This window comes from Paenibacillus sp. FSL R7-0210, assembly GCF_038009085.1.
In the GTDB taxonomy this organism is placed as follows: Bacteria; Bacillota; Bacilli; order Paenibacillales; family Paenibacillaceae; genus Paenibacillus_AQ; species Paenibacillus_AQ silagei.
The window spans coordinates 1,732,703-1,748,174 of record NZ_JBBPAR010000001.1; the positions used below are offsets into that span (position 1 = coordinate 1,732,703).

The window sequence follows — 15,472 nt, forward strand, 5'->3', positions numbered from 1 at the left end:
GAGGGGGGACTCCATTGCAGACCCAAGCAACCGTAAGTAAGGAGAAAGATAAAGCATCCGGCGGCCATAAACCATACAGCAATCCTCAGGTATTCATTCATCCGGCAGCCGCGAAACAACCGGACCCGGTAGAGATTATCCGGCGTGTCCGCCAGAATCCGGCTTCCTTAAGCCGTGAAGACAAGCTGGCGCTCCAGCGCACACTCGGCAACCGGGCCGTGGTTCAATTGTTATCGAGTCTGAAGGAGGATGGGAAGAAGAAAGAGCAGGCAGATCATGGAACCCAGGCGGCTGGACCAAGTAAGAGCGCGGCCGCAGAAGCCCAGATGGAAGAGCATACGGATTCACCGGAACCGGTGCAAGCAGAAGCAGAGCAAGCAAGCCCTCCGGCTGAAGCCAAGATGCAGAGCAAGGAGGAGCCCGAGGGGCAGGCAGCAAGCGCTGCTGCGTCTGTCACACAAACTAAGCCTGCTAGTGGGGGCAGTTCTTCCGGCCCAGGGACTGTCAAGAAGACGGCAGCGCCCGCCCCTTCAAAGGGGAGAGTGGAGGCCGCTGTAGCGGCGGAACCAGATTCCGCTGCTCCGGCTGCAGAAGAGGCCCGGGAAGAGCCGTCTGCGGGACCGGTACATGCCGGGAAGGCGGAGGAGCCCGCAGCAGCTCAGGGAGGGGATGCGCCGGAGCCAGCCAAGAAGTCCGCCGCCTCCAAAGGTGCTGATGCACCGAAGAAAGCAGCGAAGGAGCCATCGCTCGGAGCAGCACTAGGTGCCTTGGCGGGAGATGGGAAGGAGAAGCCGGCGAAGGGCAAGGCAGTGAAGATCAGCGGTGAAGATCCTGGGCAGATTCTGGATCAGCTGACACAGGTTCAGCCTACAGAGCTGGGGGATGCCTATGCCCAGGCTGTGAGTGTATCCTCTGGTGCCTTCACGAAGCAGACGCAGAAGACTAAGCAAGGGCTGCCTGCTGTTCCAGTGCCGACCGGCTTGAAAGGGAAGGTCCTGCAGGCCCGGAAGAAACCGGCTGCGCTGAAGCACACGGTGAAGGAAGGCTTCAAAAGCGAGCGTACTGGCGGGGCTGTTAGTACAGGGAAGCTGGATAAAATGAACATTAGTGCATCCGGTTCCGGGAGCAATCCAGAGGCGATGCTCAGCGAAATCCGCTCCGCAGCCGCCCAGCCGCCGGGAATCAGTATGACCGGGGAGGCAGATCCCTCCCAGATGGAGGGTTTTCATCAGGAGGCCTCACAGCAGGTGAGCGCAGCCAAGCAGGCGGAGATGGGCCAGATCAAGCAGCCGTTCGGGGAGAATGAGATCTATCCCGAGCCGGATGGCACCGTGGTGAAGGCTGCTGCAGGGCTGAAAGGCGGGCAGGCACCCGGGGCCAAAAAACTGCCCGCACTGGCACTGCCTGCAGAAATGACAGCAGGACTGAACCGCAGCTTGGCTCCGGAGATGAAGAAGCAGCTCGGCGCCAAGCAGGCGGAATATAAGAAGGAACAAGCGAAATTCGACAGTAAAGTGCTGGGCTCCAAAGCCGACAGCCAGGCGCAAATCCGGCAGGCCGAGACCGAGGCGAAGAACAAGCAGATCAGCCAGCAGGCTGGAGCCAAAGCAGAAGTCACCCAATTGCAGGGCGAGTGGAAAAAGGAGCTGGATGCTGCCGAGACGGACTATACCAAGCAGGCCGGATCAGCCGCCCAGCAGAAGAAGCAGGAGATCAACAGCGTCCGCACCGACAAAGAGCGGGAAGCCCAGAAGAAGCAGTCCGAAGCAGAGCGGGAAGCGACGCAGGCCTACAGTAAAGCGAAGAAGGAAGCAGACGGCAAGCATGAACAGGAGAAGGCCAAAGAAGAGAAGAAGGGCGGCTTCCTCGGCTGGGTGAAGGGCAAGCTGGAAGCTGTGGTCGAACTCGTTAAGAAAGCAGTCAACTTCATTTTTGAGGGTCTCCGCAAAGCGGTTAAGTTTATTTTTGACAAAGCGAAGCAGGCTGTACTGGGCATCATTGAACTGGGCCGCAAGCTGATTACAACCCTGATCAAGGGACTGGGTGTGCTGCTCAAAAAGCTGGTGTCCGTTGTATTTGCCAAGTTCCCCGGCATTGCAGCCAAGATATGCAGCAAGATTGACGGAGTTGTCAATAAGGCCATTAAAGCGGTCAACCAGTTGGCCCAGAAGCTCAAGACCAAGGTCACTCAGGTCATGGACTTCCTGGCCGCTAAAGTGGATCAGGCGCTGGCAGCAGTGCAGAACTTCTATTCCAAGCTAATCTCAACACTCGGCAATCTGCTGATTGCGACTTTCCTGGATGTGCTCGTCCGTATAGGGGCGCTCGGGAAGGCGGCGAAGCGTTCATTCAGCCATCTGGAAGGGAAGATGTGGGAGTACCTGCTCGGAGTAGATATCTCGAAGCCTATGGGGGCAGGAGCCGCAGAAGGCGGAGCTGCAGAGCAGACAGAGGGTGCAGGACCGGCAGCGGATGAGAAGCTGACCGCTGAAGATATTGAAATGGAATCGGTGGAGCAGGGCGAAATGGACCCTTCCCTGGTGCAGGAGGCGAACCTGAAGGATGGAGAAACGAAGGAGATATCCGGCAGCCGCGACCCGGCTACAATGGACAGCATTATGGCGGAATTCGACACCGGAGCAGCCAATCAGAGCCTTGGCGGCAAAATCGCAGACGGTGCGAAGCTGCGCGCAGGCAATGCGAAAATGTTGTTTGACCAAATTAAATCATTTGTAATAAAATGGATGAAGGCCCATGGATTACAGCTGCTTGCGGGTATAGCGGGAGCATTAATAGCTGTTAGCGCTGCTTTTGTCGTCACTGGCGGGGCTATTACGGTGCTGATTCCCCCGATCATTAATATTATCACGGTTGTGATGCAGGCTCAGGCAATTGTTTCTATTGCGCAAGCCTTAGCGCAAGCCGCAGGCTACATCGGAACTTACCTGAGCCAGGGCTGGCAGAAGATGATCGAACCTGCCGCGATTGCGCTCGCTACTGCACTGGCGATGGGACTGGTTGAGCTGGCGATGGCGGGTGGCTTCAAAGCTGTCGGAGCCAACCTCAAGAAAGCCGGACAAGCTGTCAAGAAGGGCGTCGGAGCGGCAGCCAGCGGGGTGAAGAACGTTGTAGGCGCAGGAGCCAAAGGCATCAAGAGCCTGCTGAAATCTGGAGCCAAGCTGGCCTCCAGGAGCGGCAGCATGATCATACGTAATGGTAAAATCGTGATCAAGAGCCTGCAAAAGGGGCTCATGAAGGGGGCCAAAAATCTCCGGGGCCTGCTGGACCGGATTCTGCAAAAGTTCAAGTTCAAGAAGTTTAAGCTGGTGCGCAAGGGTAAGCATATCCGTCTGTACGGCGAGGTTAATCCTTGGGTGTTGCTGATTGACGGGACTATGCAGGAGATCGATGAGAAGCAACTTGAGAAGCGATTAAAAGAGCTGGAACTCGATGGTAAGAAGCCGATTAAGCTTAGTGATGCAGAATATAGCAAACTCAGTAAGCTAGAAGATACAGAGCTAAAAAAAATCTCTATGAATGCAGATGGGGATAAAGATAAGATTGATTTTGATAGCTTTGAGGACCCGAGTGATGTTATTAACCAAAGGTCGAAGAAAGCAGGACTTGATTTATCACCGAAGTCTAGCCCCTATAAGCAATTGGGATATAGGACAAAGAAAAAATTCAATAAAAAGGTTGATAATAGAACAATAACTAAAGAAGAGTGGAAAAGACTTCAATGGAATAAAAGACTCGATTCAAGAAGGGATGAAGGGGTGCAAAAATTCTGGGATCAGGAAAGAGCAAGAATTAGGAATGGTGAGCAAACAACTCGTGAATGGTCGCAAGAACAAATAAATGATATTTTAAATGATAAAGCACCCACTTTTAATGGGAAAACTATTACAGGACATCATGCTTATTCAGTTTCTAAGAATCCCCATCTAGCAGACAAAGGAGAGATTATATATCCGGCAACGTTTAAAGAACATTTAAAACGTTGGCATGGAAATTCATATCGTAAGAGTTTACCTGGTAAACCAATGAATCCGCAATTCCCAGAGGAATTTTAGAATAAAATATATATTTGAGGTGAGGTATTTTGTCCACATATTCTTTATTACTGGATTCAAATATAAGCGGTAAATTGTTAATGACAACCAAAAAACATGTGAACTTATCCCTTCATGAAATTAAATTTAACAGCATGAATCATATACCGATAATGATTGTAAATCGTAGAAACAAAGAGGAACTGGAGTTAATGAAAAATTTAGTCCAGGTATTATCAACACATCAATCAAAATTTAGGATTCTTAAACAAACTGAAGACGGGGTAGAAGAGTTACCACTTGAAATGTTCATGAATAGCTTTGAACTATCACGCCAAATTGCACAGGAGAGAGAACGATTGGATGCAATATTGCTAAAAGAGGACGATGAAGTTTAATAATATAATCTATTTATGGAAATGTTTTTAAGTGTTTATTAATAAACTCAATAATGCTATTCCGTTAAATCAAAAAGGTCAATTATGGTCAGAAACTACCATTATTGACCTTTTTTTATTATATTTATTTTATTTCTTTTTTTAACATTAACGAAAAAATCCAATCTGATAAAGTGAAAGTAATAGAAATATATGCTAAATTCTTTTATTTTTAAGTAATCTTTTTACAAAAAAATCATCATTCCCCCCTCCGCCCCCAGTTGTAATTCCCCTCCCAAAACTTACTTTATATATGAACAAGAAAATATAGAGTGAGGACAGAACTGCCGATGAAATTCAAAAAATTGGCTAGAGGCTATCGAAAGGAAACAGTGGAGGCTGCTGATGATGTGGAACGGGTCGAAGCAGCCGAGCTTGGCGCAGGCGCTGCTGCTGCTTCCGCATATGAAGCAGCAGCTTCTGAAGAAATATCCAGAGCACCAGTTTCCCGACAGGAGAGCAGCGAACCCGCTCCGCCCTACAGCTCCAACCAAGAACATCTCGCAGAAGAGCTGCAACTGCTGGAGCTCCGGCTTAAGCTCAGGTACCTTGCGGGACCGAAGCCGCACGCAGAGCTGGAGCTGGTGGACGAGGAGATCCGCAGTCTGCTGGATGTCCAGCCAGAAGATGAGCGTTACATCAATCTATTAACAGCGGAAATTGCTCATTTGGAACGGCAGATTGCTGCCAGATTGAAGGCAAGCTTCTACCCGTCCGCAGGGCAGGCATCCAGTCCCGCACCCAGGCTCATGCTCCCGGAGGTGGCTTCAGCACTTAACCTGTCGGGGTTGGAGGTAAGCATTCTGGTCGCTTGTCTGGCGCCTGAGCTGGACAGCAAGTATGGGCGAATCTATGCCTACCTGCAGAATGATATGTCGGACAAGCGCCCTTTGGTTGCTTTGGTCCTGGAAGTATTCGCCGGGGCAGAGGATGAGCGGCAGGCGGCCCGTCTGCTGTTCGATGCGAATGCGCCGCTGATGAAGCTGCTGCTGGAGCGAAGAGGGGAGTACGGTGACAGCCGCATTCCGTTAATCGCCCGGCCGCTGAAGCTGGAGGATTGGGCGGTGAATCTGCTGCTCGGCTATGAGGTGCTGGATGAACGTCTGACGAAGGCGGCGAAGCTTAGCACTGTGCCCCTTCCGCAGCAGTCCCGTTTCCCGGCTGAGCTGGAGCAGAAGCTGTTGCGGTTCGTGAGGCATTACAGCAGCAGCGGTGCTGGCAGCTCCAGCAGCCTGCTATACGTCAGCGGGCCGGACGAGGCCGTGAAGCTCGGAGGTATCTGCGAGGTCTGCGGCACCCTGGGACTCTCTGTGCTGGTTGCCGATCTGGAGAAGCTGCTGCGCCCTGAGGCTGATTTCAGCGAAATGCTGAGATTGCTTGGACGGCATGCGCTGCTGATGAAGACGGCCCTCTGCTTCACCGGCTTCGACAGCCTGGTGACAGAGGATGACCGCTACAGCCTGCAGATCCGGCTCCTCATGGAGATGCTGGCAGACTGTGCACCGCTGACGTTCATCCTTGGAGAAGCGCAGTGGGGAATCAGCTTCACCGGAATTCCGCTGAACTTCATGCAGATCAACTTGCCCTTTCCGGATGCAGCGGCCCGCAAGGCGGCGTGGACAGCCTTCGGCCAGAAGTATAAGCTGTCTCCGCAGATGGAACTGGATGAAGTCAGCGGCAGCTTCCGCTTCACTTCAAGCCAGATCCGGGCCGCGCTGAACGGGAGTGAGAACATCGCCGTCTGGAATGGCTCCAGGGAGAAGGGGATTAGCACGAAGGATCTCTATCAAGCCTGTTACTTCCAGTCCAGCCGCAGAATTCAGGCACTGGCCTCGAAGGTCCAGGCCATGTATACCTGGGACATGCTGGTGCTTCCCGAAGAGCAGTTGAATCAGCTGAAGGAAATCTGCCGCCAGGTGAAATACCGCGCTCTTGTCTATGGGGAGTGGGGCTTTGCGGGACGGCTGTCGCTCGGAAGAGGGCTGAACATCCTGTTCTCGGGGCCGCCGGGTTCCGGGAAGACAATGGCCGCTGAGGTGATTGCGACTGAGCTGAGTCTGGAAATCTACAAGATCGATGTCTCGCAGATTGTGAGCAAGTATATCGGGGAGACCGAGAAGAATCTGTCGCGGATTTTTGATGAAGCGGAGACCTCGAACGCCATTCTCTTCTTCGACGAAGCGGATGCCTTGTTCGGCAAGCGTTCTGAGGTCAAGGATGCGCATGACCGGTACGCGAATGTGGAGATCAGCTACCTGCTGCAGAAGATGGAGGAGTACACGGGAATTGTGATTCTGGCGACCAACCTGAATCAGAATCTGGACGATGCTTTTGCCCGCAGGCTGCATTTCAAGCTGGAATTCCCGTTCCCGGAGCAGCAGCAGCGCGGCCGGATCTGGCGGGGAATGTTCCCGGCGGGAGCGCCGCTTGATGCCGGCTTGGATTACGATTTCATGGCGGAGAAGTTCATTCTGGCCGGAGGCAACATCAAGAACATTGCCTTGAATGCGGCCTTTTATGCGGCCCATGAGGGCTGTTCGATCGGGATGAGGCAGATCATGCTGGCTGCCAAGCGGGAGTATCTGAAGCTGGGCAGAACCTTTTTGCAATCGGATTATGCGCCCTATCACACACTGATCGAGGTGAAATAAGCATGGCCGTGGATACAGGTACGGTAATAAGAGATGTCAGCACCAGCCTGAAGGCGCTACTGAAGGCGCATGTGCCTGAGCTGAACGATGACAGCTTCATCAGCTTCGGCTCTCCGAGTGACATTGACAGCTCAACGATGAAGCTCTCAATGTGTTTGTATTATTTGAGCCATAGCCCAAGTATGCGCAACAGTGAGAAGGAAGAGACCGGCGGCAAGAATGAGTTCATGTATCCGCCGGCTTATCTGGATTTGTACTATCTGCTCACACCTTATGCCAAGGACAGGGAGACTGAGCAGCTGATCCTGGGCCGGATCTTTCAGCTGTTCCATGAGCATCCGGTGCTTAGCGGCAGCGATCTGCGGGGGAACCTGGCCGAATGCGGCAATGAGAAAATCCGGATCTCCTATAACAACCTGACGATTCAGGATATCAAGCAGCTGTGGGAAGTATTCCCCGGGAAGCCGGCTAAGGTGAGCCTGTCCTATCTGGTGTCGCCGGTACGGCTGCCTGCGGATAAGACGATCCTGATCCCACGGGTTGAGGTGAAAGAGCTGGGCGTTCATCCCCTGTAGTTAGGCTGGCAGAGACTGCTTCTGTGAAGGGAGTGATTCATGGAGGGAATGACATGCAAGGCACCCGTACAAGCGGATATTCCGCAGACAAAGGCAGCTGTGCCTAACCGGATTGTATAAACACTGTTTACACTGCAGTTTATGCACACGGAGCCAGTTTCGCCGAAGGTTTCTTTCAGAAGCAGAAGCTAATTCAACTTTTTTAGGAGGGTAAGAGATGGCAAATTATTTATCGCCAGGCGTGTATGTGGAGGAAGTCTCAAGCGGGGTCAAGCCGATTGCCGGTGTGGGCACCTCAGTCGGGGCCTTCGTCGGGATCGCAGAAAAAGGGGTCATCGGCAAAGCGGTACTGGTTACCAACTGGAGCCAGTTCGTCAATGAGTTCGGCCAGTTTATTCCAAATGGCTATCTGGCTTATGCCGTGTATAACTTTTTTGCGGAAGGAGGCACCTCCTGCTACGTAGTGAGAGCGGCATCCACCGATATCCGGCCGGCTTCGCTTGTGGTTCGCGATACCGATAATCTGGATTTATTCAAAGTAGTTGCACGTTCGGAAGGGGAGTGGGGCAACCGGATTTCGGTCAAGATCAGCCCGTCCTCTAACAAGCAGCAATTTGGCTTCAAGATGATTGTGCAGTATCTGCTGGACAGTGATTTCAATGATGAATACAGCGGAGAAGACGAAGAGGGCAAAATCGTCGAAATCTTCGACAACATGCTCTTGATCAATTTTGAAGAAAAGGTGAATCAGGTATCCGCCTTCGTCAGTGTGAAGCCGCTGGTGGACCTGACCATTCTGGAGAATATGGAGAAAACGCCGGCGTTCAATGAAACAGCCCTGTCCCTCAGCGGCGGTGTGAACGGGATGTCCCCGATTGATTTCCTGGGGGATGCGGTCAAGCGGGCCGGTATCCACGCGTTCGATACGATTGACGGCATCAACATTGTAGCGGCTCCAGACCTTGCAGATATGGCGTACAGCCGGGGCACCATCCTGGATATGCTGAATTATTGCAAGCTGAGAAAAGACTGCATCTTCATCGTAGATCCTCCGCATGGCTTAAGCCCGCTGGAGGTCAAGGATTTCAAGGAGGGGGCGGGCGATTATTCGGGCAATTCATTCAATACGTCCTACGGCGCCCTGTACTATCCTTGGGTCTATATCAACGATCCGCTGACCGGGAAGCAGAAGCTTGTGCCGCCGTCCGGGGCAATTGCCGGTACGTACGCGTATGTCGATGCCGTTCGCGGTGTCCACAAAGCACCGGCAGGCACCACCGACGGTTATCTGGATTCCGTAGTCGGTATTGAGAAGATCATTACCAAGGCGGAGCAGGAGCTGCTGAATCCAGGCGGCATCAACGTGATCCGCTCCTTGCCGGAAGGCATCTGTGTCTGGGGAGCCAGAACGCTGTCCGCGGATTCGGAATGGAGTTACGTCAACGTCCGGCGGCTGATGATGTACATTGAAGAATCGCTGGATGAGGGCAGCCAGTGGGTCGTGTTTGAACCGAATGATCCGAGTCTGTGGGGCAAGGTCAAACGCAATCTTACGGCTTTCCTGACCCGGGTATGGAGAGACGGTGCGCTCTACGGAACCACGCAGGAAGAGGCCTTCTTCGTCAAAGTGGACGAGGAGAACAACCCGCCTGCCGTGCGGGATGCCGGCCAGCTGATTATCGAAGTGGGTGTAGCCCCGGTCAAACCGGCTGAATTCGTAGTCATCCGGGTCAGCCAGAAGACCTTATCCAAATAAGAGATTGAGAGGAGATTTATCCTATGGCAACCGGCAAAAGATTAGACCCTTACCGCAATTACCGCTTCCGCATTGTAATTGACGGCATTCAGACCGCAGCCTTCGCAGACGCAACGATACCGGATACATCCACAGAGGCTGTGGACTACCGGGAGGGCATCGATGCCCCGCATGCACGCAAGCTGTCGGGCTTGACCAAATTCGGGAATATCACTTTGAAAAAAGGTCTGACCGACTCCCTGGAGCTCTACAACTGGCGCAAGTCGATTGAGGATAAAGGCGCGCTGAAGAACCGCAAGAGCTTGTCGATCATCCTGGTGGATGAAGAAGGCAATGACAAGGCGCAGTGGGATATCCTCGAAGCCTGGCCGATCAAGTATGATGTCAGCGCCCTTAGCGCCAAAGGCAACGAGGTCTCTGTCGAGTCGATGGAGCTGGTGCATGAAGGGGTACGCAGAGTGAAATAGCTTCCCGCCCTTCGTCATCGTCACTGTGGATGTGATGCGATACGCCAAAACATAAGATGGACGGTATGGACATCATATTCATGGCTGGGATGCCGGAAGGAAGCGAAGACATGAGGATGGTCTAGAGGAGGAAGTGAGGGAGATCATGGAACTATTACAAACTGAATTCAGCTTCACCCTGCCCAAAGGGTACGTGGATGAAGCGGGCACGCTGCATAAGCAGGGGACCATGCGTCTGGCTACCGCAGCCGATGAGATTACACCGCTACGGGATTCCAGGGTTCAGCAGAACCCTGCGTATCTGACAGTCATTCTGCTCTCCAGAGTGGTCACCGGACTGGGCGGGCTGGGCATGATTACACCGAGAGTCATCGAAGAATTGTATACCTCGGATTTCGCTTATCTGCAGGATCTGTATAACCGGATTAACCAGAACGGAAGTAATGCGGTTCATGCGCAGTGCCCCAAATGCGAGCAGCGCTTCGAGCTTGAACTGGAACCGCCGGGGGAATAGTCGGCTACCCCCTTGACCGCCTCTACGAGGAGGTAGCCTTTCTGACCTACTATCTGCACTGGGACTATACGGCGGTGCTGAACCTGGAGCATGCTGAACGGGACCGCTGGTGCAGTGAAGTCAGCCGGATCAACCAGAAGCTGAGTGGCGGGGAAGAGAAGAAGAACTTCTTTGAGGCTTAGGAGAGGATAACATGAAGGCAAATATGCTAAATATCGGCGCGAAAAGTAGCTGGGTACCCGGGTACCGGGAAGATCCCTTTCTTGCTTATAACTTCATCGTGGAAATTGACGGGATCTCCGTGGCCGGATTCTCTGAGGTCTCAGGCCTTAGCGTGGAGACACAGGTGGAGCGCAAAACCTTCGGCGGTGAGAATCATAAGGAATTTGTATTCCTGGGACCGACCAAATACTCGGATTTGACGCTGAAAAACGGGGTCACGAATGATGAATATCTGTGGAACTGGTATCAGAATGTGGTCAATGGGGTCATCCGGCGGCGTAGCGGGTCCATCTGTCTCTTGGATCATTCCGGCACACCCAAGGTGTGGTGGAACTTCATAGAAGCCTGTCCCATCAAATGGGAAGGGCCGGCGTTCAACGCCAGCAGCAGCGCGGTAGCCGTCGAGAGTCTGGTTCTGACTCATAACGGTCTGTACAGGTACCGGTAATGAGCCGGAGCATTCGGAGCACGGCGGCTCCTGCGAATCAGAAGCAGACCGAGTTCATTCAGTCGATTCTGGCAAAATACGGCCTGACCCGTTGGCGGAGAAAGCTGAAGAGCCTGATCCTGCGGCACAATCCGCTATATGCTGCGGAACCGGAGACATTGCAGCGTACGGACATGGTGACCAACCATATCCATCAGTCATTCTATTATCCGGCAGTAACGGGGAAGAACAATCCCGGACCGGCAAGCCGCATCCTGCTCATTACTCAAAGCAGGAGCACGGCTGGACTTAGCGCTCCATCTGCTTCTCCTGGTCAAGCTGAGGAACTACGGAGCGGACTTCATTCAGCAGCAGGACGACTTAACTCCGTACAGGTGCTGGAAGAGAGAGTCTGGCAGCATAGAAACAATCAACATCAGCTAACAACGGAGTATCGCATTCAAAATACAGCGCTTCATCCGGCTGAACCTGTAGCTGCTCATCCAGCCGGAGCAAGACAGGTACAAGTCTCTGCGCCGTCCGGGTCGTCTGTTCTGAAGACGCAGCCTCCAGGCGTTACAACCGAAAGAAGCCAGGGAGACAGGCAGAACAGAGGCGATCTGCCGACTGCTTCTGTCCTTCCAGGGCAGCAGGACAGGATGACAGGCAGACCAGCCCATGCAGTCCATCGTCATGAGCAGCTGGTGCAGGTGATGCAGCTGCTGCGGACCTATGGCCTTAAGCAAGAAGGGGAGACTGGAGCCGATACGCAGCCCTTAGGGCAGCAGGCAAGGCATCCGGTACCGGCACAAGCATTGAAGCATATACGGGAGGCCGTCTCAGGCTCAGCCGGGACCGCTGTGGAAGCACAGCTTAAGACTCCCACCCTCAGCTTCAAGCCCGATAATCTGCTGCTTCCGCATTCCAGCGTAAATACCAGTCTTCAGCTCGGCTTAGGTCAGCAGCTGACGGCAACGCTTGAACAGCTGGAGAGCAGGCAGGAGCTTCTGAGCCCGCTGCTCGCTGCCGTTGGTACGGTTCATCTGAGGCAGCCGATGAAGTCATTGCAGCTGGCGCAGCCGCATATCTTACTGCCGCTTGGGGACACGTCAGGTGTACCAGATGCGGCCAAGCGGACGGCTTCCGCGCGAATGGCCGCAGTCGGAGGCCGGACAGCTCCAAGAGGGCCGGGGCCTGGGGCGCCGGTGGAGGCCAGCCTGATCTACGCTGCGGACCGGACGGAGCTTCCGTCTGCCCCGCAGCGAAGAAGGCCGGGCAGTCCGCTTAGGGGGGATGGCCATGCTTATGAACCGGACCTTCAGCCTGCCGCCAGCCATAGCCGCCTGGTGCTGCGGAAGCCTGAAGCGCCCCGCGCGGCTCTGCCGGAGCCCATGCAGCAGCAGCTGGAGCGTGTGCTGCAGGAACAGGCGGCCCAGGCTCCGGCGCAGACCTTCACCAAGGCCGTTCCGCCGCCGGCCATGAATGCAGCAGAGCTGAATCAGCTGGCTGAGCGGGTATATCAGGTGCTGGAGAAGAGAATGGCCATACGCAAGGATCGGAGGGGGCTAAGATAATGGCGGAGAAAGCGAAGATCATTCCTCTGGATTTGCCCGTGGGTGCCATTGAGGTGATGTTTAACCCCAATGAGTACACCGTTTCTTTTGAAGGCAAATATACCGGGGAGAAGAACAATAAGCAGTTCCAGATTACAGAGACACCGGAGTTCAAGGTCTCCTTGTTCTACGATACCTATGAGCAGCGCAAGGATGTCCGCAAGAAGACCCGGCAGCTGACCTCGCTGCTTGATCCCAAGGTCAGCGGCAAAAGCACGAAAAAACCGCCGGTCTGCATGTTCGTCTGGGGTGGCTTCACCTACCGCGGCCTGCTGAGCAAGATTGAGCAGAAGTTCACGATGTTCATGGATAACGGCACACCTGTCCGCTCGCTGCTGGATGTGACCTTCATTACAGATGAGCCGGACAAGTCGGTGGAGGACAGCCAGGGCCTGAATGCCTGCCGGAAGCTGTGGGTGGTCAAAAGCGGGGACCGGCTCGACCTCATTGCGAATGAGGCGCTGAAGGAGCCGCTGGCCTGGCGCAGAATTGCCGAGCTGAACAGGATCGTCAATCCGGTTGGCTTTCCTGGAAAAAACGATATCGGGAGAACTCTGGTTATCCCGGATTAAGGCGGGGATTGCATGGGCACCAGTGTAGCGAATTACAAAATTGAGCTGAACGGAAGCAAGCTGTCCGCTGAACTGACAGCGGCGGTGGAAGGCGTCACGCTGGAGGATGAGCTTAATCTGCCGGCGGTATTTTCCATCCAGATGAATATGGTGAATGCCGGAAGCGGCATGTGGCGGGGAACGGATCTGACGAGCCTTAAGCCGGGCGACCAGCTGAAGCTCTCCCTTGGACTCGACCAGCCGGAGCCAATGATCAGCGGGGAGATTACCTCGCTGGATCTGAACTTCGCGGAGCATTCGGTGCTGGATATCCGCGGATATGATCTGCTGCACAGGCTGCGTATGGGGACGAGGAGCAAAGCTTTTCTGAAGAAGAAGGATAGTGACATTGCTGCGGAAATCGCCAAGGAGCATGGACTGACCCCTGTGGTAGAGGATACCGGAACGGTGTATCCCTACCTCTTCCAGAATAATCAGAGCAACTACGAATTTCTGCTGGAGCGGGCAGCCCTGCTCGATTATGAGCTGTTCGCGGCAGACAAGAAGCTGCATTTCGTCAAGTCGCGGTCTGTGAAGGCCCCGGTGCTGCCGGAGATGAGCTTCAAGAAGGATTTTGAACGGCTGAATCTGGAACTTAGGGCTCTTACCCGGGGTAGTAAAGTGACGCTTAAGGGCTGGGATGTGAAGGAGAAGAAGGAGCTTGAGGCCATCGCTAAGAGCGGGGAAGAGACGACCAGAATGGGCGGGAAGGAAGGCGGCTTCTCGATCAGCACCGCAGCGGTCGGGGAATCACCGATTGTCATTATGGCCGAGAATCTGCTGGATATGAACGAAGCCAAGGTGCTGGCTGCCGCCGCTTACAACAGCCGTCTGCGCGAATTCATTGCCGGGGAAGGCATGTGCTGGGGGAACCCGAAGCTCCGGGCGGGGCAGACTGTGAAGCTGATGGGTCTGGGCGAGCGCTTCAGCGGCATTTATTACATTGTAGCTACAGTTCACAAGATCGACAGCAAGGGCTATACCACGACGTTCAAGGTGAAGAGGACTGGCCTATGAGTGAAGGACCCGGAATTAGCAATTTTATGGACAGCATCATGAATGAGGGACGGATTTTCGGTGTAATGGTGGGGATTGTCATCAATAATGACTCGGCGAACCATGCGGATAAGCCTGGGCCCGGACGGGTGAAGGTGAAGATCCCGCTGATGGGGATGCCGGAATCCAACTGGGCGCGTATGGCGTCCTGGATGGCCGGAAAGGAGCGGGGAGCCTTTTGCCTGCCGGAGGTGGAGGATGAGGTGCTGGTAGCCTTTGAGAACGGGGATGTCAACCGCCCTTATATCATTGGCTCCTTGTGGAATGGACAAGACCTGCCGCCGGAGACCAACAAAGACGGCAAGAATAATATCCGCCTGTTCAAATCCCGCAGCGGGCATGTTCTGCAGTTCGCCGACACCAAGGGGGAAGAGAGCATCACGCTTACCTCCGCCAAGGGCCACGTAATCAAGCTGGATGACAAGGGCGGTGCGGAGCAGATCCGGATTAGCGACAAATCAGGCAAGAACCGGATCATCCTGGATACCAAGGCGAATAAGGTGTCGGTATCCGCCGGTGCGGATATTGAAATCTCGGCGGGAGGCAAGCTGGCCCTGTCCGCCAAATCCATTGAAATGAAATCATCGGCGGGCACCGCCATCGAAGCCTCGGCCGGGATGGAGGTCAAAGCCGCCGCCAGTATGACGATCAAAGGGGCTACGGTCAACATTAATTAGAGAGGGGGCTTCATTCATGGGTCAACCTGCAGCGAAAAAAGGCGACCGGATTCTGGCGACGGATACACATATCGTGATGCTTCCAGCCGGATCGGCTCTCGTTCCGACACCCTTGCCCCATCCCTTCACGGGAATCCTGGACGGTGCGCTGAGCACGAATGTCAAGATTATGGGGCAGCCGGCAGCCACCATGGATTCTACGGCCACGAATACGCCGGCCCATGTTCCGCAGGGAGGCCCGTTTCAGAAGCCTCCAACCAATAAGGGGACCATCAGCGCCGGAAGCACAACGGTATTTATCAACGGGAAAAAGGCTGCTAGAAACGGTGATCCGGCGCTGACCTGCAATGATCCGGCCGACCTTCCGGCAGGGAAAGTGTCTGCTACGGGAACGGTCTTAATAGGAGGCTGAGA

General features: G+C 54.1%; 14 protein-coding genes. All 14 read left to right on the top strand.

Translation table 11 applies throughout. From position 1 onward, the window contains the following. Positions 1-14 precede the first annotated feature (14 nt). Positions 15-4,073 carry an HNH endonuclease gene (locus tag MKY64_RS07435; RefSeq protein ID WP_340951933.1) on the top strand — a complete coding sequence of 1,353 codons (4,059 nt, stop codon included), beginning with the start codon at positions 15-17 and terminating at the stop codon, positions 4,071-4,073. Positions 4,074-4,153: 80 nt separating this feature from the next. Continuing rightward, a complete protein-coding gene (locus MKY64_RS07440; protein WP_076086847.1) occupies positions 4,154-4,450 on the top strand; it encodes a hypothetical protein in 297 nt (98 codons plus the stop codon). 329 nt (positions 4,451-4,779) lie between these two features. Continuing rightward, on the top strand, positions 4,780-7,140 hold the full coding sequence (locus MKY64_RS07445; protein ID WP_340951936.1) for an ATP-binding protein: 2,361 nt from the start codon (positions 4,780-4,782) through the stop codon (positions 7,138-7,140). 2 nt (positions 7,141-7,142) lie between these two features. After that, positions 7,143-7,715, top strand: a complete 573-nt coding sequence (locus MKY64_RS07450; protein WP_036733350.1) for a DUF4255 domain-containing protein — start codon at positions 7,143-7,145, stop codon at positions 7,713-7,715. 217 nt (positions 7,716-7,932) lie between these two features. Continuing rightward, entirely contained in the window at positions 7,933-9,471 is a 1,539-nt protein-coding gene (locus MKY64_RS07455; RefSeq protein ID WP_036733353.1) for a phage tail sheath family protein, read from the top strand. A gap of 23 nt (positions 9,472-9,494) precedes the next feature. Continuing rightward, on the top strand, positions 9,495-9,938 hold the full coding sequence (locus tag MKY64_RS07460) for a phage tail protein (protein WP_340951941.1): 444 nt from the start codon (positions 9,495-9,497) through the stop codon (positions 9,936-9,938). A gap of 145 nt (positions 9,939-10,083) precedes the next feature. Next, entirely contained in the window at positions 10,084-10,452 is a 369-nt protein-coding gene (locus MKY64_RS07465) for a hypothetical protein (RefSeq protein WP_036701224.1), read from the top strand. Further along, positions 10,449-10,634, top strand: coding sequence for a DUF6760 family protein (locus tag MKY64_RS07470; RefSeq protein ID WP_076083189.1), 186 nt, complete (start codon positions 10,449-10,451; stop codon positions 10,632-10,634). The genes MKY64_RS07465 and MKY64_RS07470 overlap by 4 nt, the downstream gene beginning before the upstream one ends. A gap of 11 nt (positions 10,635-10,645) precedes the next feature. Continuing rightward, complete coding sequence (locus tag MKY64_RS07475; protein ID WP_036733355.1) at positions 10,646-11,122, top strand: phage tail protein; 477 nt, start codon at positions 10,646-10,648, stop codon at positions 11,120-11,122. Further along, positions 11,122-12,675 (top strand): hypothetical protein, encoded by a 1,554-nt coding sequence (locus MKY64_RS07480; protein ID WP_340951942.1) that lies wholly within the window; start codon positions 11,122-11,124, stop codon positions 12,673-12,675. The genes MKY64_RS07475 and MKY64_RS07480 overlap by 1 nt, the downstream gene beginning before the upstream one ends. Next, a complete protein-coding gene (locus MKY64_RS07485) occupies positions 12,675-13,286 on the top strand; it encodes a CIS tube protein (RefSeq protein ID WP_036733360.1) in 612 nt (203 codons plus the stop codon). Before MKY64_RS07480 ends, MKY64_RS07485 begins: the two co-directional genes overlap by 1 nt. Positions 13,287-13,298: 12 nt before the next feature. Next, complete coding sequence (locus MKY64_RS07490; protein WP_340951945.1) at positions 13,299-14,342, top strand: phage late control D family protein; 1,044 nt, start codon at positions 13,299-13,301, stop codon at positions 14,340-14,342. Further along, entirely contained in the window at positions 14,339-15,058 is a 720-nt protein-coding gene (locus tag MKY64_RS07495; RefSeq protein WP_209992563.1) for a phage baseplate assembly protein V, read from the top strand. Before MKY64_RS07490 ends, MKY64_RS07495 begins: the two co-directional genes overlap by 4 nt. 16 nt (positions 15,059-15,074) lie before the next feature. Beyond that, positions 15,075-15,470: a PAAR domain-containing protein gene (locus tag MKY64_RS07500; protein ID WP_076083201.1), complete on the top strand. Its 396-nt coding sequence runs from the start codon at positions 15,075-15,077 to the stop codon at positions 15,468-15,470. The last annotated feature ends 2 nt before the right edge of the window (positions 15,471-15,472 follow it).